This window comes from Salipiger sp. IMCC34102, assembly GCF_004145405.1.
In the GTDB taxonomy this organism is placed as follows: domain Bacteria; phylum Pseudomonadota; class Alphaproteobacteria; order Rhodobacterales; family Rhodobacteraceae; genus Loktanella.
The window spans coordinates 85,219-107,767 of the sequence record NZ_SELQ01000003.1 but is presented as its reverse complement, the minus strand read 5'-3'; the positions used below and the strand labels follow the sequence as shown (position 1 = coordinate 107,767).

Genomic DNA, 22,549 nt, shown 5'->3' with positions numbered 1-22,549 from the left:
AAAATGGGCAGCCCATCCGCCCGGACGGGTGTGGATCGTTCGTCATGGCGCCTCCTTCCCGGACCTTCATCCCATGTGCCGGGACATCCTGTCGGGCGCCGTTACTTCCGGGCCGACCAGGCTTTCCAGCCCAGATAGGCCAGTGCCGCGAGGCCTGCGCCGACGACAAGGTGACGCGGGCGCAATCCCCGCCCGGCGGCCGCCACCTGTCCCGGCAGGTAACGTGGATCGAGAAGACGGGTATCGGCCAGGAAACTGCCTGCGCCCGTCTCGGCATTGCGCACGATCTGGCGCAGCCCGCGGCCCCGGGAGGTGTTCACCCGCTCGATCACGCCGATCAGGGACCCCTCTTCCGCCAACGTCGCATCGAAGACCTCCTCCGAGATGCCCAGGTGTTCGGCCAGCAGTTGCCGACGCAGGCCCGCGATGAACCCGGGGCGTTCTTCGACCGCCACGTCGCATTCGGTATCGAAACCCATGGACCGGTTGTTGATGTTGCTCGACCCCAGCCGCAGCACCCGGTCGTCGATGATCAAGATCTTGGCATGGACGTAGATCGGCTCGTCGGCGTCGTTGGCGGGATAGTAGATCCGGAACCGGTCCTCGTGATCCGAGGCGCTCAACCGGTCGATCATGCGGCCACGCAGGACATGCATCGCGTCGTCTTCCAGTTGCGACTTGGCCTCGCGCGGGTTGATGACGACGATCTCCGGCCCGTTCTTTTCCTTCAGGCGTGCGTTCAGCGCCTCGCATATATTCTCGGCCGCGAAATACTGCGACTCGATGTAGATGCTCTTCTCGGCCGCCTGGATGCTGCGCAGGTAGAGCTGTTCGATCTCGTCGACGAGGGGCTCTTCGTTGTAGGGCGGCTCCGTCCGGGCGATCGCCACGTCGATGTTCTCGGCCCCGATATCGAGCGTGTCGGGCCACTCGATCCTGCGGGTGTCCTTGGGCGGTGTCAGTTCCTCGCCGGTCGCGCGGTGCCACCGCATGCGCGACAATTCCCCCAAGGCGGCAGCCACGGGGCCGGTCAGCGCCGAGGTCGCATCGTGCCACGGCCCCGCGATGGTCCCGTCCTTGCGGGTCCGGCGCGGATCGCCCGGCTTGTGCTTGGCGGTATCCCAGCGGTCCTCGGTCATGTCGATGCCGCCGCAGAAGGCGAACGTGTCGTCCGCCACGACGATCTTCTGGTGATGACAGGCCCCGAAGGGATGATGCCCGTCGAGCGCAAAATGAACGTGATCACCGCTGAACAGGTCCAGCGCGAGCGACGGCAAGACGGCACCGGGCGCCGCGAGCACGGCACCGTTCCACTTCAGCAGGTAGGCGCGCAGATCGGGCTTTTCCTCCACGATCTTGACGATGAAGGCCCCCAGCATGTTGGGATAGCCATCCGGCGCATTGCCGTCGGCGTCGCTTTCCCCGGGCAGCATCTCGATCTCGAAGTCGAAGTCCCAGCCGATGAGCAGAAGCTCTTTTTCGGCCAGGATGAAGATCTTGCGCAACATGCGGAAGTAGGTTTCCGCATCGATGATGACGGACATCCGGTCGGCCCGCGCGATCCGCCAGCAGGTCTCGCCGGGTTGGAACAACGGATCCTCTTCGTCAGCGGCCTGTGCTTTCTTCCGCGGCGCGTCCCGCGCGGTCGATGTGTTGTCCAGGGTCATCTCGTTCTCCGCGAATGTCTCTCGGGCTGGTGAAATGGTCGTCGATCGACAAACATGGCTTGCCTTGCAAGGTCAACCAATGCCGCGCCAGCCGATCGCAGATGGTCCCGCGACCCGCCGACCGGGCACGGCAGGTAACTCGCGTCCGGCGCGAGCGCGATCGGCAAACAGATCACTCATCAACAGTCGGGCGAGACCGTTTTCGCCTTTGGGGGGAATCATCCCCATTTCATGGCCGCCACCGGTTCCTGCATCTGCATGAACCGGTGGCGCGGTCACGCTCAATCGTTCGACGTAGTGTCGGTGTCGTCCGACTGATCGCCGCTGTCGGACCCGTCCGAGCTATCGGCATCACCGGGTTGCGCGTCGCCTGTCTGGCCGCCGCTGTCCTCGCGGTCCGCACCGTTCGATTCCGCCGAGATGGAGCCGTCCCCTTCGACGAAGCTGACCTGAACGCCGGCTTGCGTCATCTCGGCCAGTTCCATCGCGTCCCAGTTCAGCAGGCGGACGCAGCCGTGCGATGTCATCTCGGCGATCTGGGCCGGATCGTTCGCGCCGTGAATGCCATAGGTGGGCTGGTCCAAGTCGATCCAGACGATGCCGACCGGTCCGTTCGGGCCCGGCGGCAGGGTCAACGGCTCGGTGTTGTCGCCTTGCTGGAAGTTCTCGTCGGGGCGGTAGCTGTAGGTAGGCTCGATCGCGACCGCCGTGACTTCGACATCGCCGGAGGGCGACGGGTTTTCCTCGGAACCGATGACTGCCGGGTAACTCGCGATCACCGTGTCGTTCTCGTCCAGGGCCACCACGCGTTCCACCGCCTTGCGGACCTCGATCCGCGCGACGGAACCGGTCACGGGCTCGCCCGGGGCCACGACGCGGATCGTCTCCCCTTCCGAGAAGGCGGCGTCGGGATTGAGCTGCTGCAGGAAATCCTCGCTCATATGAAACTCTTCGGCGAGCTTCTCCCGCGTGGTGACGAACCCCATGTAGTCCAGTTCCGCCAGTTCCGCGTAGTCATCCGGGAAAGGCTCTCCCCGCACGTCAGTATCCTGAGCGGTGATGGTGTAGTCCTGCACGTAAGGCTCGGCATCCTCGCCGCCCAGCGCCGACCAGACCCCGCTGTCCAGGGCGCCATCGACCTTGAGCCCCTGCTGCGCTTCGAAGGCCGCAAGCGCACGTTCGGTCAGCGGGTTGTCCGTCCCGTCGATGACACCGGGACTGATCCCCTTGCGGTCCAGAAGGATCTGCAGGGCCGCGATGACTTCGGTCTGGCTGCTTTCCAACGAGCCGCCGTCGTAGGCGACAGCGGCCATGTCGAGCCCGGAGGCGTCCTGCGCAAAGGCGGCCATGGGCAGAACGGCTGCAGCCGTGGCGAGGAGTGTGGGGCGCTTCATCATGATTGTTCCTTCAGTATCCAGGAAGTGAACAGCAGGCGCGCGTCACAGTTCCCGATTTTCTCGATCGGGTCGTGGAGCGGGGCCAGGTTGGCGCATATCGCATGTCGCTGAATGGGACCCCACACGCCCCTCCCGTTTCCGAAGGCGGTAAGCGTGCCCGCGTCAGGCCGGGTACGCCAGCGTACTCAGAAGCGCGTTTTCCGATTGCCGGGAATCGAGCCGCGTCTGTTGCACGACCACCGGCGCATCGGCTTCCAGGACGCAGGCATAGCCGATCCCCTTGGGCACCGGTGCGGGATCGCTGAGATCGTTGAACCGCTGGTGCCGCGTGCGCCTGCCCTCCACCCGGAACTCGTAGGGACCGACTGGATCGCGGTCCTCGAAGTAAAGTGTCAGGACGACCCGAACGGGATCGGACCCGGTATTGAGGATGCATAGCGCCTCGTGGCTCAGCATTTCCGGCGGTGCGCCGGTGCTGTCCGCGGGGATATAGCCGTCGGCCAGCACCCAGCATCTCTTGCCTATCGCAAAACTCATTTCGGTTCCGCCCCCCGCGGTGCCTGAGGATCCGCCCAATGCGCGACCCGTCACTCGAAGGTGGTGCATAGTCGGTCGCGGGCAAGGCGCCCTTCCCCGGTCCGTCGACACAACCGTGGCGTGACACGCGTGCCGCCTAAATACCCCGGTGCGGTCCGGCATCATCCGAGATGCTTCCGGACGGTTGTGCGTCGTCAGATTCCCCTTACCTACGGTCGACGACGCAACAGGCGGCGGCGGGAGACGGCCGAGCGCCGACAAGCGCCCGGTATGGCAGAAAGGTCGACCCCGACCCGGTGACGTCCCGCGGCACCCGTCCGCCGGGTTTCTTTCGGGGCGGTTTGCAATTAGCATCCTCGCCAGCACCCCGGCCGGTTTTCAACGATGATCCTTCTTACTGCCTTTCTCGCCGGAGCCTTCGCGGCAATTCACCTTTTCATCGACAAGTTGCGATTCCTCGACGCGGTGCCGCGCAGCCGCTGGCTGTCCGCCGCGGGCGGGGTGGCCGTCGCCTATGTGTTCCTGCACATCCTGCCCGAACTGAGCAGCCATCAGCAGACCTTCGCGGACGGCCTGGGCCTCGACGAACGCACGGCCGAGATGTGGGTCTATCTCGTGGCACTGGCAGGGCTCGGAATCTTCTACGGTCTCGAACGCGCGGCCAAGCTGTCGCGCAGCCGCTCGCGCAGCGAAGGCGGCGGGGACGCCGTTGAGGCGAAGGTCTTCTGGCTGCACATCGTCTCGTTCAGCTTCTACAACGTGCTCATCGGCTACCTCTTGCTGCACCGCGAAGAGACGGGATTGTGGTCGCTCTTCATCTACTTCGTGGCCATGGGTCTGCATTTCGTGACCAACGATTTCGGCATGCGGGACGATCACCGGGACCTTTACGACCGCCGCGGACGCTGGTTCATCGCCGCCGCCGTCCTGATCGGCTGGACGCTCGGCGTGACGATCAGCGTCTCCGAGATCGTCATCGGATTTCTCTTCGCCTTCCTCGCCGGCGGCGTCGTGCTGAACGTCCTGAAGGAAGAACTGCCGGAAGAACGGAAAAGCCGCTTCCTGCCCTTCGCCATCGGGCTGGTCGGCTACGCCACGTTGCTTCTTTTCGCGTAAGCGCGGCCCAGGCCATCGGCCCGCGCCGGGGCCCCTATCTTCCTGTAGCAGCGCTCAGTCACACTGGCAGGATGGAAACAACGCGCCCTGCCCCCTGCGACGCCCGATCGAACCGCTTGACAATTGCATATCATTTCGATATTTCCGGATATATGGATAATACAACCGCTCTCGAAGCTTTCGCAGCCCTCAGTCAATCGACCCGGCTCGACGTGTTCCGCCTGCTGATCAGGGCCGGCGACGACGGCATGTCGGCCGGCGAGATCAGCGACACGCTGGGCGTGCGGCAGAACACGATGTCGGCGAACCTCGCGATCCTGTTGCGCGCGGGGCTGATCCGGAACGTCCGGGAAGGCCGCAGCATCCGCTACTTCGCCGACATGGACGGCGTGCGGGGGCTGCTGGGTTTCCTGATGGAAGACTGCTGCGCCGGGCGCCCGGAGCTGTGCCAACCCGTCCTCGACGAACTTGCCTGCCCTCCACGATAGGACAACGACCATGACCGATACATCGCTTCCCGCCGCCGCGGGCCTTGGCACTTTCGAGCGCTGGCTCTCCGTCTGGGTGGCGCTCGCCATCGGCGCGGGGCTTTTGCTCGGCAATCTCTTTCCCGGTCTCTTCGGCGCGCTCGCAGGACTCGAGGTCGCCTCGGTCAACCTGCCGGTGGCGGTGCTGATCTGGGCGATGGTGTTCCCGATGATGGTCGGCGTGGACTTCGGCGCCTTGGCACGCGTCGGCGACAAGCCCAAGGGGCTGGTGGTCACCATCGTGGTCAACTGGCTGGTGAAACCCTTCACGATGGCCGCCCTCGGCGTGTTGTTCTTCAACCATGTCTTCGCGGGTCTCATCCCCCCCGACGACGCGCAGGCCTACCTGGCGGGCGTGATCCTGCTGGGGGCTGCGCCCTGCACGGCGATGGTCTTCGTCTGGTCGAACCTCACGCGGGGGGACGCGACCTATACGCTGGTCCAGGTCAGCGTGAACGACGTGATCATGGTCTTCGCCTTCGCGCCCATCGTCGCCTTCCTGCTGGGGGTCACGGACATCGTGGTCCCTTGGGACACGCTTTTGCTGTCGGTCGGCCTTTACGTGATGCTTCCGCTGCTGGCGGGGTATTTCACCCGACGTGCCCTCGTGCGCAAGGGCGGCGAAGCGGCGGTCGATGATTTCAAGTCCCGCGTGCAACCCTTCTCGATCATGGGCCTTCTGGTGACGGTCGTGCTGCTCTTCGGCTTCCAGGGCGAGGTCATCCTCGATCGTCCCGGCGTCATCGCGCTGATCGCCGTGCCCTTGCTGATCCAGTCCTACGGCATCTTCTTCGTGGCCTACGGCGCCGCACGGGCCTGGGGCATTCCGTTCAACGTCGCGGCCCCCTGCGCGCTCATCGGTACGTCGAACTTCTTCGAACTGGCCGTCGCCGTCGCAATCAGCCTGTTCGGACTGGGGTCCGGGGCCGCATTGGCCACCGTCGTCGGCGTCCTGGTCGAGGTGCCGGTGATGCTTTCGCTCGTCGCCTTCGCCAACCGCACACAACATTGGTTCCCGAAAACGGAAAGCGCATCATGACCATCGTCATCCATCACAACCCCGATTGCGGCACGTCCCGCAATGTCCTTGCCCTCATCGAAGCGTCCGGAGAGACCCCGGTGGTCATCGACTACCTCGCGGCCGGCTGGACACGCCCGCAACTTCTGGCGCTCTTTGCCGCGGCGGATCTCACGCCGCACACCGCTCTGCGCACCTCGAAATCGCCGGCGAAGGAGCTGGGCCTGCTTGACGACAGCGTGACGGACGAGGCCATCCTCGACGCGATGCTGGAACACCCGGTCCTGGTGAACCGCCCCATCGTCTGCGCCCCCAAGGGCGTGCGGCTCTGCCGGCCGAGCGAGGCGGTGCTGGACCTGCTCGACACCATTCCGCCGGGGCCGATGAACAAGGAAGACGGAACGCCGCTGATCGACGCGGAGGGAAACCGCGTCGCCTGACCCGGCCGCCGCTTTGCACGAATACCGGACGAAACGCCCGCGGACAGCGCCCAAAACACGGCACTGGATTGACGGCAATGCCCCCGCGCCGATCGGATCGGCGCGGGGGCGTCGTTGGTTCAAGGCTCAGGCCGCGGTATCGACCTGCCGCGGCACCAGCGCCTGAACGACGGTTTCCATGTCGATGTAGCCCAACGTCTCGCCCTTCTTCGTCACGCTGAAGACCCGGGACAGGTTGCCTTCCGCCTGCCCGATGACGCTTTCGAGGTTGTCGTTCGGCCCGACCTCTCCGTCGAGCGGTCCCTCCGGCACCCGGTCCGTCATGACCGACCGGACCCGCAACACGCGCGCACGATTGATGTCGGCGACGAAGTCCTCGATGTAGGGATCCGCCGGGTTCAGCAGGATGTCCTGCGGCTGGCCCTGCTGCACGACCGCACCGTCCTTGAGGATCACCAGATGATCGGCGAGCTTCAGGGCTTCATCGAGATCGTGGGTGATGAAGATGATCGTCTTGTGCAACTCGTCCTGCAACTCCAGCAGAAGGTTCTGCATGTCCGTCCGGATCAGCGGATCGAGTGCCGAGAATGCCTCGTCCATCAGCATGATGTCCGAGTTCGAGGCCAAGGCGCGCGCGATGCCGACGCGCTGCTGCATGCCACCCGAAAGCTGGTGCGGGTATTGCTCGCCCTGACCTTCCAGCCCCACGCGATCGAGCCACTTGTTGGCCTCGCCCTCGTAGTCGCGGCGCGCCTGTCCCCGCGTGGCCAGCGCCATGCCGGCGTTTTCCAGGACCGTGCGGTGCGGCAGCAGCGCGAAGTTCTGGAAGACCATCGACATGGACTCGCGCCGCAGGGTGCGCAGCTGCGCCTCGTTCCACGACAGGATATCTTCGCCGTTGACCAGAAGCTCACCCGCGGTGGGTTCTATCAGCCGGTTGAGGTGACGGATCAGGGTCGACTTGCCTGAGCCCGAAAGGCCCATGATGACCGTGATCTCGCCTTCTCGCATGTCAACGTTGATGTCCTGCAGGCCCAGCACGTGGTTCGTCTTTTCCAGAAGCTCGGGCTTGCTCATTCCCTTGCGGACCTCGGCAAGGGCCCCCTGGGGGTCCTCACCGAAGATCTTGTAGAGGTTGCGGATCGAGATCTTCACGTTCTTCTTGGTCATGTCCATCTCCTCAACGGCTGGTCTGGCTGGCGTCGATCCGGGCCAACGCGGCCTTGGTCACACGGTCCAGCGCGATGGCCAGCACCACGATGCCAAGCCCCGCGATCAGGCCGACGCCCAGTTCGAGGTTGCGGATGCCGCGCAGCACCAGGATCCCCAGGCCGGGGGCCGAGACCATAGAGGCGATGACCACCATCGCGAGGCTCATCATGATCGTCTGGTTCACGCCCGCCATGATGTTGGGAAGCGCCAGCGGGATCTGCACGCCGAAAAGCTTCTGGCGCTTGGTCATGCCGAAGGCGTCGGCGGCCTCGATCACGTCGGGATCGACAAGACGGATCCCGAGGTTGGTCAGGCGCACCACCGGCACGATGGCATAGAGAATGACGGCGATGCCGTAGAGCTTGGGCTCGGTCACCGAGAACAGGAAGATCAGGGGGATCAGGTAGACGAAGGGCGGGAGTGTCTGCAGCATGTCCAGCACGGGGGTCAGTATCCCCTGCAGGCGCGCACTGCGCGACATGGCAATCCCTATGGGCACCCCGATCAGCACGCATATGAAGGCGCAGACGAAAATGATCGCGAGGGTCTGCATCGCCACCTCGTAATGGTCGACGAACGCCAGGCTGGCCAGCACCAGCGCCACGAAACCCACGACCTTCCACGACCGCGCCACGGCCCAGGTGATCAGCAAGAGGAGAGGTCCCATCACCCACCAGGGCGTCTCGGTCATCAGCCAGAGCATGTTCTCCAGCGCCCAGCTCAGCGGCTGGGTCAAGGGGTCGACGACCACGCGCAGCGCGTCACGAATACCGAGGAAACCTGCCTCCAGACCGCGCGTCAGGTCGCGCGATTGCGGTATGGCCGCGCAGGCATCGTGCAACGCGTCGAGCGAGGGAAAGGGGAGATCGCGCCACGAGGTGGCCGCGTCGCTTCCGCTGGTCCGGGCCAGCAGGTCGGCCATCGACAAGGGCCCGCCGGCCTCTTGCGCGCCGCACCAATCCCTCAAGCCCAGGGTGTCGAACAGACCATCATAGGTTGCCATATGCATCTTGGACCCGGCTGGGCCCTTCCTTGTTTCGAAACGTAAAAACGGGGCCGGCTGTCCGGCCCCGTTGAATGTCAACGCCGCGACGGGCGCTCCGCCGGATCACTCGACGAGGGCGGAGAGCCTCTCGCGCGCATCGTCGTTGACCCAGTTGGTCCAGGTGTCCGAGGCAGTCGACAGGAAGTAGACGGCGACTTCCTCGTTCGAGGCGTTGTTCTCGTCCTTCCATGCCAGCAGGCCGGACATGTCGTCGGTCGCGAAGGTCATGTTGGTGAAGAACGCGGTCACCTCGGGCTGCTCTTCGGTGAACTCGGTGGTCACGGCCGTCAGGATCGGGGCCGCGGGGAAGTCCGAGACCTGCGGATCGGTGGCGTCGGGGTTCTGAAGGGGCGCGAAGGCCGCCTCGTCGTAGCCGCCCATGTCCACCTTGGTCATGTCGTACTTGCCAAGCGGCACGGTCGGACCCCAGTAGTAGCCGAACCAGGGCTCGCCGCCGGTGACGGCCGCCCCCATGGAGGTCGCGAGCGTCTCGCCGGAACCGTGGTTGAAGACTTCGATGCCGTTGCCTTCAAGATCCAGCGCGCGTGCCAGGTTGTCGGACACGACCCGACAGCCCCAGCCGTCGGGGCAGTTGTTGAAGCGACCGCCGACCAGTTCGGGGTTTTCGAGGATACCCTCGATGGTCGTGAGCTCGGGGTGCTCTTCGGCAAGCGCGGTGGGAATCCACCAGCCTTCGACTCCGCCCGGCTCGAGAACGGACGTCAGGCGCGTGATGGTGCCGCCTTCTTCGAGCTTGGTGTAGGCCTCTCCGGCCGAGTTCAGCCACAGGTTGGTGACCACGTCCGGTTCGCCGTTCTCGGCGACCGAGGTGATCGCGGGGATGGTGTCGGATTGCACGAGGCTGACATCGCAACCGTAGCCTTGCTCCAGCAGGAACTTGGCGATGTTGGTGGTCACTTCGGCGGCGGCCCAGCCCATCTGAGCGATGGAAACTTCCCCGCACTGGCCAGCGTCGTCCTGCGCCTGCGCGGCGAGAGGAAGGGTGAGCGTGGCGACGAGCGCGGTCGATGCAAGCTTCATAGAGCGCATGAAGTTCTCCTTTTTGGTATTTGATTCGATTTGAAAAAATGAAAACGCCCGGTTCGGGGAACGCGGCGGGTCGAGGACCAGCGACGCGTCGGGGTTGTCAATTTCATTCATCATCGCGGGGTGGGTAACAGGGGCGTCGCCGGACCGCAAACGGGTCACCGCGGGCTTGGCGTGGAAGGCTACGAAAGCCTTGCCTGCCACGGGTTCCGGGCGGGTTTTCGGCAGCAAGGACGCTGTCCTTTCGACGTCAAATGACATGAGGATGGTCCGACCGACTGCCATTTAGAACCATTACCGGAGGGTTTTCGCTGAACCGATTCTTCCCGCCGCGACCGACAGGCAAGCCCGAGACGTCGGGGCCGAGACAGGACGGCAGCGCCACGGCCGGTTCGGGATTCAGTCGTGGACCACAGTCGCGCCGCGCGTCAGCCTGGACACGGCCTCCCCCGGACCTTGCACGCCCGGTGCGTCCGCCCGATGACACGCGCCCGCGATCACGCGAATGCGCCCGCTCCCCTTGGCGCGCCACGCGATGCGCTAAGTCTTCGATCATCCAAGGGAGGACGGAACATGGCATCCGATCTGCACGGTCTTGCCGAACATCACGGGCTGACACTTTCCTACGAAGACCCGTTCGGTCAGACCGAACCCCGCCCGGTGCCGGACGACACGCTGCGCCTCGTCCTTCGCGGGCTTGGCGTCGATCCGGACGCCGCGCCTGAAGGGAAAGGTGCCGTCCAGCGGATGACGGTCCCGCACGGGACCCGGTGCTGGTTGCCGCCCGATCTGCACGAGGCACCGGGCTGGGGCGTGTTCTGCCAGCTTTACGAGTTGCGTTCGGATCGGAACTGGGGGATCGGCGACTTCGCGGATCTTGCGGAACTGGCAGGCATCTGCGGGACGGCGGGGGCCGACTTCCTGGGCATCAATCCCGTCCACGCGCTTTTCGGGGCCGACCCGGACCGCCGCAGCCCGTTCTCCCCGTCGAACCGGCGCTTTCTCAACCCGCTCTACATCGCCCCGGACCTGATCGAGGGGGTGGAGACGCCCGAAGGCGTCGCGAACCTGCGCGCGGCCGAGATGGTGGATTACCGGGCCATAGCCGAGGTGAAGATCGGTGCCTTGCAACGTGCATACGACCGCGCCCCCCGGACGTCGGCGCAAGAGACCTTCGCCCGTGAAGGCGGTAACGCGCTGCGCCTTCATGCCCTGTCCGAGGCGATCTCGCAGCGCATGGTCGCCGCGGGACATGGCGCAGGGTGGCGCGACTGGCCCGAAGCGTTGCGCGATCCCGACAGCGCCGAGGTCGGCAGGCTGGCCGAAGACCTTGCAGAGGAAATCGACTTTCAGATCTGGCTTCAGATGATTGCCCGCCAGCAGTTGTCGAAGGCGGCGCAGGCCGCAACGGGCGCGGGCATGCGGATCGGCCTCTACCTCGACCTTGCCGTGGGCGAGGCGCCGGACGGCTCTTCGACGTGGTCGGGCGCCGCTGCGGCTTTGCCTGGGGTCACCGTCGGTGCGCCACCCGACATGTTCGCCGCCAAGGGGCAGAACTGGGCGTTGGCCGCGCCCTCCCCGACCGAACTCGCCCGCACCGATTTCGCCCCGTTCAAAGAGATGATCGGCGCACAACTGCGCGACGCGGGCGCCTTGCGGATCGACCACGCGATGGCGCTCTGGCAACTCTTCCTCATCCCCGAGGGCGAAAGCCCGGCGGAGGGGACGCACCTGCGCTACCCCTTCCCCGACATGGTCGCAGCCCTGGCCGAGTTGTCGCAACAGCACGAGGCGGTGGTGATCGGCGAGGATCTGGGCTTCGTGCCCAAAGGGTTCCGCAAGGCCATGGCCTCGGCGAACGTGCTGTCCTACCGCATCCTCGTGTTCGAGCAGGAAGAGGGTGGATTCAAGCCCCGCAGCGCCTACCCCGAACTGGCGCTGGCGTGCCTGTCGACCCATGACCTGCCCGTCTTGAGCGAATGGTGGAAGGGCTCCGACGTGGAGGTGCGCCGCGCGCATGGGCTCGTCGACGCCGAACAATCCGACGATGCCGCAGCCCACCGGCGAGAGGAGCGAAAGGCGCTTCTCAAACGGCTTCGGCAGTCGGGCACCTTGCGGGGGCCCGCCGCGGCGGATGCCCCCCAAATGCCGGACGCGGTGCTCGAGGCGGCGCATCGGTTCCTGGCCCGCACGCCCAGTTTGCTGACCGCCGTCCGCCTGGCCGATCTCGTCGGGCCAGCGATCCAGACCAATGTGCCGGGGACAACGGACGAACACCCGAACTGGCAGCCCCGCAGCCCGACCGACCTGTCGCGCATCGCCGACCATCCCGGGTTCGTCACGATCACCGGATTGATGCGCGCGGAACGCCCACGCTCCGAAATCCGTGACACGCCCGACTGATCCTTGCGTGACGCCCTCCTGCCCCTACTTTGGTCGGGGGCGGAGCAGGGTATGCTATCGATGTCCAACGCAAGGCCGCATCGATGTCAGAGCAAAACGGATCTTGTCGGCATCTCAGCCATCGGCCGGCTTGCCAGGGAGAAGGTCGCGGACCGCGAGGTTCTGCATGAGCGCACGCGTCCCGAAGGTCCATTCGGCGGCCTCGGTCGAAAGCTGGACGACGTTCGTCAGCGTGCCAAGTCCGGGGGCCGAGATGGTGACCCTGTCCCCCAGTTTGTGGGTGAAACCCTCGCCGGGGTGGTCGCGGTCCTCCGTCGGAGCGAAGAGCGTCCCGAGGAACAGCACGATCCCGTCGGGATACTGGTGATGCCGCCCGAGTGTCTGTGCGACGAGATCCTGCGGATCGCGGCTGATCTCGGACATGGAGGAATGCCCGGTCAGGCGGTAGCCGTCCTCACCCTCGACGGTCAGGGTCAGTTCCGCCAGGCGGACATCGTCGAGCGTCCAGTCCCCGTCGAACAGCCGGATCATCGGCCCGATCGCGCAGGACGCGTTGTTGTCCTTGGCCTTGCCCAGCAACAGCGCCGAACGCCCTTCCACGTCGCGCAGGTTCACGTCGTTGCCCAAGGTGGCGCCCAGGATGCGGCCCGACGAAGACACGGCGAGGACGATCTCCGGCTCCGGGTTGTTCCAGCGCGAGACCGGGTGCAGGCCGATGGCGGCACCGGGTCCCACCGATGCCATCGGCGGGCACTTGGTGAAGACCTCTGCATCGGGTCCGATCCCGACCTCGAGATATTGCGACCAGAGCCCCTCCTCGATCAGGGCACGCTTGACGTCGGCCGCCTCGGGAGAGCCCGCGCGCAGGTTGCGCAGGCTGTCGCCGATGGCCTGGCCGACCCGCGCACGGATCGCTTCTGCCCGGGCGGGGTCGCCGGCGGCCTTCTCCTCGATCACCCGCTCCACCATGGAGCGCGCGAAGGTCACGCCGCAGGCCTTCACCGCCTGCAGATCGCAGGGGGCCAGAAGATGCATCCGTTCGGCATCGGGCGGAGTGGACGAAATCCGGTCGAACGGGCCTAGGACGGTGCCGGTCGTGGATCGGACGTGGGTTGCGCAATCGTCCAGATCGAGCACATCGCTCACCGTCGGCGCCTTGGCCGTGGTGATGTCCACGAGCTGGCCATCGCGCAGCGTCACGACGGCGGGCCCCTGGACGGAAGGCAGCCAGCAGCGGCCAAGCCAGAGGCCCTCGGGGGTGTCGATGATGGTCATGGTCCGGGTTCCTTCAGCGGCGGTTGAACAGGGGCGCGCGCTTCTCTGCGAAGGCGGCGCGACCCTCGGCCGCATCCTCTGTCGCAAAGCAGATCGCCTGCAAGTCGCGCTCGTAGGCCACGGCCTTTTCGAGCGGCATGTTGTAGGCCGCCTGCAGGTTCACCCGGGCGGTCTCGGCCGCTATGGGCGCCCGACCGGCAATGGTCGCAGCGATCTCCGTCGCGCGCGGCCGGAGCGTGTCGAGCGGAACGACCTCCGACACGAGGCCCCAGGAAAGAGCTTTTTCCGCGGGCACCGGATCGCCGGTCATCACCATCATCGCGGCGTTCGACGGCCCGATGGAATGCGCCAGCAAGGCGGTCATCCCGCCGCCGCCAATCCAGCCCAGCTTGATCTCCGGCGCGGCGAGCCTTGCGGTCTGCGCGGCGATCCGAATGTCGCAGGACAGCGCCATCTCCAGCCCGCCACCCATGGCGTAGCCATTGATTGCCGCGATCGAAGGCTTCAGCAGTGCCCGCAGCGCATCGCAGTATTCGGGACGGTTGCGGAAATCCCATGCCGTGGCGTAACGATCGAGATCAGAGATATCGGAGCCCGCACAGAACGCCTTGCCGGTGCCGGTCAGGACCACCGCGCGCACCTCGTCGGAGGCATTGATGCGGCGCACGGCGTCCCACATCAGCTGCGCCATCTCCGGCGTCATCGCGTTCAGCTTTTCGGGCCGGTTGTACGTGATCGTGGCGATCCGGTTCTCGATCTCGAGGGTGAGCGGCGTGCTCATGCAAAGGTCCTTTCGTGTCGGCTGGCCGCGTACATCTCGCGCAGGCGGCGGACGGTCGCGGGTAACGGGTCGCGCGCCTCGAAGCTCTCTCGCAGAAAGGCGGAGGCGCGGGTCTGGAAGGCGATGTAGCCGTCGTGGCGGGGTCGGATGGCGGCGGCTTCGAGCGTTGCGGCCGTATTGGCGTAGAAATTGCCCCAAGAGGCGTTCACCTTCGGATCGGCCCAGGCCGCGCGCAAGCCGGGCTGGCCGTCGTGCGCGGGAATGAAACCCCGCTGCGTCCGCTCGGACATGAGCCAGAGAAGATGGTCGCGCAGGTCCGCGTCCACCCGCGCCCGGTGCGATACCGCGATGCCGGTCCCGCCGAGGATCGAGCCGGGCCGATGGCCTGCGATGGGCGCATCGGCAAACAGCACCGGGCGCGAGGCGCGGGTATAATTCACGTAGCCGTAGACGAGCGGGACGAGATGTATCTCGTCCTCCGTTCCCATCAGGTCCAGCAGGCCAATGGGATTGAGGTGCCGTGTCCGTGGCGGCGTCCTGGCCGCGAGCGGGGTCAGGATCTCGAGGGCCTGCCCGGCGATGTCGTCCGCGGGCCAGCCCGCGTCGCGCAAGTCGAGGGCCGGGTCGAGCGCCGCGCAGACCGACAGGAACGAGAGCACCGCATGGGGTCCCGCAAGTGAAAGCGCGACATGGCCATTCCGCGACATCGCCTCGACCTCGTCCCAGGTCGAGGGGCGCTCTTGGGTCAGGTCCGGGCGCAGTGCCATGACCTGCGTTGCGGCGTCGAGCGGCAGGGCCCATTGACGGCCCGCCATCGTGTAGCTCGAATAGGCGGGACCGATGGCCGCGGACGCTATGCCGGCAAGAGCTTGGGCCGTGAAGACGTCGTCGAGCGGGGTAAGGCAGTCCTGTGCCAGCGCCTCGCCCAGGTGCGGGTGGTCGAGTACGACGAGGTCGTATTCCGCACAGAGATCGGCGATCGGGGCGGATTCGAAGCCTTCCAGCGGCTGCGTTTCCCAGTGCACCGGACCGTCCGCCGCGGCGAGCGCGTTGTAGCCCCGCGGGTGATCCCAGGTCAGGCCGCGAAAGCTCATTCTTGTCCCCGCCCGATGGCGCCGGAGGCCGCAAGTGCCGCGATCTCGTCATCGGCAAACCCGGCCGCGCCCAGGATCTCGTCGGTATGCTCGCCGGTGAGCGGTGCGCCACGTCGCAACTCCGACGGGCTGCGAGAGAAGCGGATCGGGAAGCCCGGCGTCTTCACGTGGCCTTCGGTCGGGTGGTCGTACTCGATGAACGTGCCGTTATGGGCGATCTGCGGATCGGCCACGAGATCGGCGTAGCCGTAGACCGGACCGGCCCAGATGCCCTCGGCCCCCAGTCGGTCGAGGCAGTCTTGCGTCGAGAACTTCGCGACGGCGTCGCGGACCGTGGCGAAGGTGGTGTCACGGTCGTCCCAGCCTGCCCTGGTCTCGTCGAGATCGGCCAGGGCGGGGGCGTCGAGCGCCCTTGCGAGGCCGGGAAAATTCGGCATCGCGAGGGCGATGTAACCGTCGGTCGTGGCAAAGGTGCCGTAGGGCGCGCGGATGTAGACATGTGCATGCGGCTCGGCGCTGCGCGCTTGCGGCTTGTTGCCCACGGTAAAGACCGAGAGTTCCTGCATCTGCAGCGTGGTGATCGCATCGAGCATGTTGACCTCGACCTTCTGGCCCTCGCCCGTCCGCTCGCGGTGCAATAGGGCGGCCAACGCGCCCTCGAAGGCGGTATAGGCGGTGACGGCATCCACGAGGTATTGGCCCGCGGCCTGCGGCGGCTCTCCCTTGCGGCCGGTCGACATCATGGCGCCCGACATGGCCTGCAAAAGCAGATCCTGCCCGGGACGTTGCGCGTGCGGGCCATCCTCGCCGTAACCGGTCATCGAGACGTAGACGAGGCCCGGGTTGATCGCCGAAAGCGTTTCGTAATCGACGCCGAGCCGACCGGCCACTCCGGCCCGGTAGTTCTGGATGAAGACGTCGGCTTTCTCGACGAGCTTGCGGATGATCTTCTGCCCCCCGTCGGACTTCAGGTCCACCGCGAGCGACCGCTTGTTGCGGTTCAGCGAAAGGAAGGAGACATTGATCTTGTTCCCGGTGATGCCGCCCGCGGGGGCGTGTCGCTGCCATTCGCCGGTAATCGGTTCGACCTTGATGACATCCGCGCCAAGATCGCCCAGGCGCTGCGCCGCGAAGGGCCCGGCCATGGCGATGGAGCAGTCGAGAACGGTGTAGCCGTCGAGAATTCCCATGTTCTTTCTTCCCGTTGGGGTTGGGTCAGTGCATGTGCGAAGCCGTCCGGAAGGACGGAAGAGCCGGTCAGGTCATGTTCCACCCGCCGTCGACGGCGATGTTCTGGCCGGTGATGAAACCGGCCCCCTCCGACGTCAGAAAGAGGATGGTGGCCGCGATGTCATGCGGCGTGCCGCGCCGCTTCACCGCCTGGTGATCCAGCACGAAGCGGGTGTAGCCCTCCGGATCGGGGTGGATCTTCTCGGCATCCGTCGGGAAGGCCCCCGGTGCGATGGCGTTGCAGGTGATGCCCCACTTGCCGAACTCCCGCGCCCAGGCCCGCGTCAGGCCGAGGAGCGACCCCTTTGACTGGACGTAGGGCACGAGGTTCTCCCACCCCCCCGTCAGGGTAATCGAGGTCACGTTCACGATCCGGCCCCAGCCCTGGTCCCGCATCCCCGGCAGTGCCGCGCGGGTGCAGATCAGCGCCGCTTCCACGTTGACCTGGTGGACGTGGCGCAGTTCCTCCATCGAGAACTCCTCGAAGGGTTTCGACGGGTAGATCGCCGCATTGTTGATCACGACGTCGATTGGACCTTCGGCAGCGATCTCGCCGAGCCTCGCCTCAAGCCTGTCCTGATCGGTCAGGTCCATCTCCAGCAGGTGAAGACGCCCGGTCTGGTCCGGCGGCACGTCCGCCAGGAGGCTTTCGTTCTTCGAGTGATCCCGGTCGAGGGCGAAGACATCGGCCCCCGCCGCCAAGAGATCGAGCGTCGTCTGATGTCCCAATCCGCCGGATGCGCCGGTATAGAGCACCCGCCGCCCGGTGAGTGCCCCCTGCCCGGCCTGCGCCGCAAGTGCGGTCTCGCGGTTCATGACCGGCCTCCGATCGGTGTGAAGTTTCCCGAGGGGGCGGGAAAATCCTGGTCCGGCTGGTTTGCGATGGCCGTGATCCGCGCCTCGGCCCCTGCGATGGCGGCGGCATCGGGCAGGATCGTGAAACGGCTGTCGTAGCGCCGTTCCTCTGCATGGTCGAGCCGGATCAACTCGCCCCGTTCGCGTGCGCCCATGTTGCCGGTGACATGGTTCGAGGACGGCTCTATCCCCAGGGCATACTGGCCGGCCTGGAGGTTCTGCCATTCGTACATGCAGGGAAACTGGTCCTTGCGGGTCGTCACCATGAAGCCCAGCCCCAGCCGATCGTTGACCAGTGCCACGGGAACCTCGCCGGAGGCATCCGTCCCCATCTCGTGCTGCCAGACCTGCTCGTGGAAGTTCATCTGCGGCTCCGGCAGGGTGCGGTAGCCGACCCCCTGGCGCTCGTAGTCCTCCGCGTGGGCGGCCCAGACCACGTCGCGGATCGGCGCAAGATAGCGCGCACCGTCCTCCACCACCGGATGACCCAGGTTGATATGGTAGCAGAACATGTGCGGCGTCGCGTAGAAGCCCCGGTTCACGACCCGGTCCGAAAGCCGGATCTCGTCGGATCCCACCTCGACCTCGATCCGCCGGTGCAGTTCCAGATGCTCGCCGAATACCGTGCCCTGGGTCACGACACCCTCCGCCCACAGCGTGCAGCGGTCGCCGTTCCAGGCCTCGCCGTACCCGGTCAGGCGCGCCGGGATCGTCCCGACCCGGCCATGAAGCGAGTGTTTCGCAGTGCCGCGCGGTCCGTAGACGTATTCCGGCGTTTCCGGTTCGGCCATGAAGAGGATGTGATCCAGCCCGCAGGTGATCATCAACCCCGAAAAGCTTCGCATCCAGCCCAGCCCGCCTTCGCCTTCGTAGTCGTGCAGGCCGGGGTGGCGGAAGCCCGCGGGAGAGTGCCAGCCGATGGCGCGGCCGTTGTGTTCGCAATCGGCGATGTCCATCGCGCGATCGACCAGCACCGTGAACCGCAGGCCGGAGCCGGTGCGGAACTCCAGCATCCGGATGCCGCGCTCCAGCCCGTCGCCCAGGGTCATCAGCCGCACGCCCGCTGCATGTCCGAGAGATCCGCTCAGCGCCTCAGCCTGAGGCCTGCTCAAGGTCTTGCCGTAAAGCTTTACCATTGTTTCTTCGTCCGCCGCCGCTGACCGGAGGCGCCTTCCCGTATTGGTTTTCGTCGTCGGCGAGCCTGAAGGAATCGGCCCGCCGGGGTGGTTCAGCAGCCGTTGGCGCGCAACTTGCCGTCGATGAACTTTTTCGCGCGCGGCACGTCGGCCTCGTCAAGGTGTTCGATGATCATCGGAATGTTGGGATGCTTCCTGGCGAGGCGCTGGAAGTAGAGATCGTAGTTCAGCTCCCCCAGGCCCGGGGCCGGCAGTTCGATCTCGCCCACGCCGCGGAAGGTGTGGCTTTCCGCGGCGGTGTCGTCGCCGATGTTCGAGTGTTTCTCGCCCTTGTCGTCCCCGGACCGCTTCACGTCCTTGGCGTGGGCAATCTTGATCTTGTCCGACAGCGCGTCGAACACGTGGTTCAGGGTCTCGTCCATCTTGTCGATGTTGTGCCCCTCGAAGTAATTCGTCGGGTCCATCAGCAGGCCAAGGCCGGGGTGATCCACCTCGGCGAACATGCGAAGGGTTTCCTCGACCGAGCCCACCACGTTGTTCACGTAGGTCTCCAGCAGGAAGACCGCGCCATGATCAAAGGCATATTGCGCCAGATCGGCGATCACCGCCCGGCAGTCGTCCCAGCCTTCCTCGGTCTTGTTTTTGGGGTGGTGCACCCAGTCCGAGTCGGTGTCGAAGGTCCCGGTTTCCGAAATCACGTAAGGAGTGCCGAGGTACTGCGCGTGCGAGATCAACTCTTTCAGGCGCGCCAGGCGCACCTTGCGGGTGTCGGCGTCGGGATGCACGATGTTGGTATAGCCCGAGATGCAACAGGCCGGCAGGTCGTGATCGCGGAACGTGTCGCGGATCGTGCGGCACTTGTCCGGTGTCATCTGGCCGTCGCCGACGTCGATATCCTTGAAGTGAAGGTCGAGCTGGACGGTGGTGAAGCCGTGGCCCTTGATGACCTCGCAGGTCTTTTTCAGATCATACGGGAAATATCCCGAGAAAATGCCGGTGTGCATCATGATGTGTCTCCTCCCTCAGTCTCTGGTCATGTCCAGTCGGACCGTCCGGCCTTCCTGGATCGATTGGTAAGCGCCTTCGACAAGCGCCATCGTGCGGACGTTGTCGGCGACGCTCAGAACCGGCGGGGTGCCGGTGGCGACGGCGTGCTGAAGTTGCTCCATCACGCCGATGAAGGCGTGCGGGAACCACATGGTGTCCCATTCGGGGCTCACCCATTCGCCGCCCGTCTCGTCGATCGCGTTGTAGGACAGTGTCGAGGCCGCACCGGTCGGCCAGCCGATCGTGCCCTTCGCCGCACCGCGGGTGCCTTCGACGCGCCAGGTAATGTGCTGATCGTCGGCGTAGCCCTCCTCTCGCGGGCCGGACCAGACATCCTCGGTCGACAGCGCCAGAAGACCGCCGGGAAAGCGCAGGGTCGTCACGACGATCCCGTCGGTATGCGCGAAGGTGGTGCGCGGATCGGTACGGGTGACGCTGGTGACCTCCTCGGGATCGCCGAAGAGGAAGCGAAAGGCATCCAGGTGGTGCACGCTCATGTTAGAAAGCGTCAGCCGGTCGTAATCCTTCAGGAACTCCTGCCAGTGCGGAATGGCGTGCATGTCGATCTGCGCGAAGACCGGCTCTCCAAGTGCACCGCGATCGAGGATCTGCTTGAGGACGCGGATCGACTGATCGTAGCGCATGTTCTGGTTGACAGAGAGCGGCTTGCCGGCGGCCTCGGCCTCGTCGCGCAATTTGCGCGCCTCCTCGAGCGAGAGCGCCAGTGGTTTCTGCGCGAGGATCGCCTTCACGTGCGGCGCGGCCAGCGCCTTGCGGATCAGGGCCGGTTGTTGGTCCGGCGGGTAGGCGATGTCCACGATCTCGACGTCCGGGTCAGCGATCAGCGCCTCCGGCGTGTCGTGCACCGTGCCGATGTTCCAGCGTTCTGCGACCGTCCGGGCATTGGACGTGGTACGGGACGCGATGGCATGAACCGTGAACCCGGCTTCGGTGTAGGCGGCCAGGTGACAATCGGACATGATCATGCCCGCCCCGATAGCGCCGATCTTGTACTTGCGTACCCGGACCTCCGGGTCCGGCGTGTAGGCGACATCCTTCATACTTTCCTCCCTCTCCCTTCTTCCCGTTTGCCGCCCGGGCGGCACTCCCTGCGTCACGCGTGCTCGCCATCATCCGCTCCCACGGATCCTTGACCCGGGAGGCGCCCTCCGAAGACAGCCGGTCATCCGATCGCTCGCCCCGTCCGTAAGGCCGAAGTGATGCGCCAAGGCTCCTGACCGAAAGCCGTCGGCATCTCGGGGTGCCCGATTGTCCGGTCGCCACGATTGCCCGCGACAGATCCGCGGCGTCTGGCTCCGGCGAAGCCGATCCGTCCGCTGATCGCGCCACCTGCGAGATCGACAGCGTCCCGGAGGCGGACACGGGGCCACGGGAAACGCGTCGACATGTCACTCTCCCCTCTCCCGGTCGTGCGTCTTCCGGGGTTTCTCTATGAAACACAGCATCTGGCGCGGGCCATCAGTGCGCAATCATCATGACACATCAAAAGACATCATTTTCGCTGATCCAATCCAGATATGGACTTCTAATGCATACGAGAGGTCCATACCCGGCGGAAATGATTGCTTTGCCACGGCTTTATGATGTTAAATGACGTGATCGCCGAGCGGAGAAATCACGATGCGCACCACCGTTTCCCAGATTGCCCGCGAGGCCGGCGTATCGCCCGCGACGGTGGACCGGGTCCTGAACGATCGGGACGGGGTGCGACCGCGTACGCGCGATATCGTTCTGCAGGTCGCACGGGCGCTTGGTTATTTCGGTCCACCAACCGGCACCGGGACCACGATGAAGATGCGGATGGATTTCGTCCTGCCCGCGGGCAGCAACTCGTTCATGCGGTCGTTGCGCAAGTTTCTTCTGGAAGAGGCCCATGCCCGGCCCGAAATCAGTGCCACCATCCACGAGATCGAGGGCTTCAATCCCGAGCGGCTGTCGGCGAAGCTGCACGATCTGCGTGGGCGGACGGACGCGGTCGGGCTGGTGGCGCTCGACCATCCGCAGGTGCGCGAAGCGATCAACGACCTCGCCAAATCCGGGGTGCGGATCGCGACGCTCGTCTCCGACATCCCGACGGTCGACAAGGTTGGCTACGTCGGTGTCGACAACCGCGCGGCGGGACGCTTGGCGGGATTGCTGCTGGGGCGGTTCCTGCCCCCGGGTCGCCACAACGTGGCGGTTTTCATCGGCTCGCTCGCCTATCGCGGCCATGAAGAGCGCGAGATGGGCGTCCGCTCGATCCTGTCGGAGGAATTCCCCGACATGCGGATCGCCGGCACCGCAGAGGTCAGCGACGACCGCGATCTTGCCTACTCGGAGACGATGCGCTTCCTTCAGCGTGGCGACATCTCGGGTATCTACAGCATCGGGTCGGGCAACCAGGGCATCGCGCGCGCCCTGCGCGAGGCGAAAGTGGAACGGGAGGTCGTCTTCATCGGCCATGACCTGACCGACGCGACACGGTTGATGCTGCTCGACCGGACGATGGATGCCGTCGTCGACCAGAACCCCAGGGTCGAGGCGCGGGAGATCGTCCGCCTGCTCGCCTCCTCCGTGAAGGGCTCGACGGAGCCCGAGTACCTGCCTCGGCTTCAGGTCGTCTTTCGCGAGAACATTCCCACGCAATGAGGTTCGGTGACGCGTGCGAGGGTTCCTTTGCGGTGATCGTCACCTGAGAGAACCTCTCCCGACCGGGCCGGCA

At 65.6% G+C, this 22,549-nt stretch carries 20 protein-coding genes; 6 read left to right on the top strand and 14 right to left on the bottom strand.

Going from position 1 to position 22,549, the window contains the following annotated elements:
* Positions 1 to 101: 101 nt before the first annotated feature.
* The 3 genes from EU805_RS08160 to EU805_RS08150 all read right to left on the bottom strand — a co-directional run bounded on the left by EU805_RS08160 (position 102) and on the right by EU805_RS08150 (position 3,601).
* Positions 102 to 1,667, bottom strand: coding sequence for a phospholipase D-like domain-containing protein (locus EU805_RS08160; RefSeq protein ID WP_129763480.1), 1,566 nt, complete (start codon positions 1,665 to 1,667; stop codon positions 102 to 104).
* A 281-nt stretch (positions 1,668 to 1,948) separates the two neighbouring features.
* On the bottom strand, positions 1,949 to 3,064 hold the full coding sequence (locus EU805_RS08155) for a L,D-transpeptidase (RefSeq protein WP_129763479.1): 1,116 nt from the start codon (positions 3,062 to 3,064) through the stop codon (positions 1,949 to 1,951).
* Between the two features lie 162 nt (positions 3,065 to 3,226).
* A complete protein-coding gene (locus EU805_RS08150; RefSeq protein WP_129763478.1) occupies positions 3,227 to 3,601 on the bottom strand; it encodes a sensory rhodopsin transducer in 375 nt (124 codons plus the stop codon).
* Positions 3,602 to 3,985: 384 nt separating this feature from the next.
* On the opposite strand from EU805_RS08150, the gene EU805_RS17665 reads away from it, so the two are divergent.
* From EU805_RS17665 to EU805_RS08130, 4 genes are all read left to right on the top strand, one after another.
* Positions 3,986 to 4,717 carry a hypothetical protein gene (locus EU805_RS17665; protein ID WP_129763477.1) on the top strand — a complete coding sequence of 244 codons (732 nt, stop codon included), beginning with the start codon at positions 3,986 to 3,988 and terminating at the stop codon, positions 4,715 to 4,717.
* Positions 4,718 to 4,869: 152 nt separating this feature from the next.
* A complete protein-coding gene (locus EU805_RS08140) occupies positions 4,870 to 5,205 on the top strand; it encodes a helix-turn-helix transcriptional regulator (protein ID WP_129763476.1) in 336 nt (111 codons plus the stop codon).
* A 10-nt stretch (positions 5,206 to 5,215) separates the two neighbouring features.
* Complete coding sequence (gene arsB, locus EU805_RS08135; RefSeq protein WP_129763475.1) at positions 5,216 to 6,283, top strand: ACR3 family arsenite efflux transporter; 1,068 nt, start codon at positions 5,216 to 5,218, stop codon at positions 6,281 to 6,283.
* Positions 6,280 to 6,702, top strand: coding sequence for an arsenate reductase family protein (locus tag EU805_RS08130; protein ID WP_129763474.1), 423 nt, complete (start codon positions 6,280 to 6,282; stop codon positions 6,700 to 6,702). The genes arsB and EU805_RS08130 overlap by 4 nt, the downstream gene beginning before the upstream one ends.
* Before the next feature lie 126 nt (positions 6,703 to 6,828).
* On the opposite strand, the gene EU805_RS08125 is transcribed toward EU805_RS08130, so the two are convergent.
* The 3 genes from EU805_RS08125 to EU805_RS08115 form a co-directional block, all read right to left on the bottom strand.
* The gene (locus tag EU805_RS08125; protein WP_129763473.1) at positions 6,829 to 7,872 is read right to left on the bottom strand and encodes a glycine betaine/L-proline ABC transporter ATP-binding protein; all 1,044 of its coding nucleotides are present in this window, start codon (positions 7,870 to 7,872) and stop codon (positions 6,829 to 6,831) included.
* 10 nt (positions 7,873 to 7,882) lie between these two features.
* Positions 7,883 to 8,917 carry a proline/glycine betaine ABC transporter permease gene (locus EU805_RS08120; protein ID WP_129763472.1) on the bottom strand — a complete coding sequence of 345 codons (1,035 nt, stop codon included), beginning with the start codon at positions 8,915 to 8,917 and terminating at the stop codon, positions 7,883 to 7,885.
* A gap of 105 nt (positions 8,918 to 9,022) precedes the next feature.
* Positions 9,023 to 10,009 carry an ABC transporter substrate-binding protein gene (locus EU805_RS08115; RefSeq protein ID WP_129763471.1) on the bottom strand — a complete coding sequence of 329 codons (987 nt, stop codon included), beginning with the start codon at positions 10,007 to 10,009 and terminating at the stop codon, positions 9,023 to 9,025.
* 570 nt (positions 10,010 to 10,579) lie between these two features.
* On the opposite strand from EU805_RS08115, the gene malQ reads away from it, so the two are divergent.
* On the top strand, positions 10,580 to 12,409 hold the full coding sequence (malQ, locus tag EU805_RS08110) for a 4-alpha-glucanotransferase (protein WP_129763470.1): 1,830 nt from the start codon (positions 10,580 to 10,582) through the stop codon (positions 12,407 to 12,409).
* A 114-nt stretch (positions 12,410 to 12,523) separates the two neighbouring features.
* On the opposite strand, the gene EU805_RS08105 is transcribed toward malQ, so the two are convergent.
* From EU805_RS08105 to EU805_RS08070, 8 genes are all read right to left on the bottom strand, one after another.
* A complete protein-coding gene (locus EU805_RS08105) occupies positions 12,524 to 13,684 on the bottom strand; it encodes a fumarylacetoacetate hydrolase family protein (protein ID WP_129763469.1) in 1,161 nt (386 codons plus the stop codon).
* A 13-nt stretch (positions 13,685 to 13,697) separates the two neighbouring features.
* Positions 13,698 to 14,465 carry an enoyl-CoA hydratase/isomerase family protein gene (locus EU805_RS08100; protein WP_129763468.1) on the bottom strand — a complete coding sequence of 256 codons (768 nt, stop codon included), beginning with the start codon at positions 14,463 to 14,465 and terminating at the stop codon, positions 13,698 to 13,700.
* The gene (locus EU805_RS08095) at positions 14,462 to 15,559 is read right to left on the bottom strand and encodes an extracellular solute-binding protein (RefSeq protein ID WP_129763467.1); all 1,098 of its coding nucleotides are present in this window, start codon (positions 15,557 to 15,559) and stop codon (positions 14,462 to 14,464) included. The genes EU805_RS08100 and EU805_RS08095 overlap by 4 nt, the downstream gene beginning before the upstream one ends.
* Positions 15,556 to 16,749 carry a CaiB/BaiF CoA-transferase family protein gene (locus EU805_RS08090; protein WP_129763466.1) on the bottom strand — a complete coding sequence of 398 codons (1,194 nt, stop codon included), beginning with the start codon at positions 16,747 to 16,749 and terminating at the stop codon, positions 15,556 to 15,558. Before EU805_RS08090 ends, EU805_RS08095 begins: the two co-directional genes overlap by 4 nt.
* 67 nt (positions 16,750 to 16,816) lie before the next feature.
* Positions 16,817 to 17,605 (bottom strand): SDR family NAD(P)-dependent oxidoreductase, encoded by a 789-nt coding sequence (locus tag EU805_RS08085; protein WP_129763465.1) that lies wholly within the window; start codon positions 17,603 to 17,605, stop codon positions 16,817 to 16,819.
* A complete protein-coding gene (locus EU805_RS08080; protein WP_129763464.1) occupies positions 17,602 to 18,780 on the bottom strand; it encodes an aldose 1-epimerase family protein in 1,179 nt (392 codons plus the stop codon). The genes EU805_RS08085 and EU805_RS08080 overlap by 4 nt, the downstream gene beginning before the upstream one ends.
* A gap of 92 nt (positions 18,781 to 18,872) precedes the next feature.
* Positions 18,873 to 19,787, bottom strand: a complete 915-nt coding sequence (locus EU805_RS08075; protein ID WP_129763463.1) for a sugar phosphate isomerase/epimerase — start codon at positions 19,785 to 19,787, stop codon at positions 18,873 to 18,875.
* Between the two features lie 15 nt (positions 19,788 to 19,802).
* Positions 19,803 to 20,888: a Gfo/Idh/MocA family protein gene (locus EU805_RS08070; protein ID WP_129763462.1), complete on the bottom strand. Its 1,086-nt coding sequence runs from the start codon at positions 20,886 to 20,888 to the stop codon at positions 19,803 to 19,805.
* Positions 20,889 to 21,468: 580 nt separating this feature from the next.
* Between EU805_RS08070 and EU805_RS08065 the strand changes: the two genes are divergently transcribed.
* Positions 21,469 to 22,476 (top strand): LacI family DNA-binding transcriptional regulator, encoded by a 1,008-nt coding sequence (locus EU805_RS08065; protein WP_129763461.1) that lies wholly within the window; start codon positions 21,469 to 21,471, stop codon positions 22,474 to 22,476.
* Positions 22,477 to 22,549: the final 73 nt, after the last annotated feature.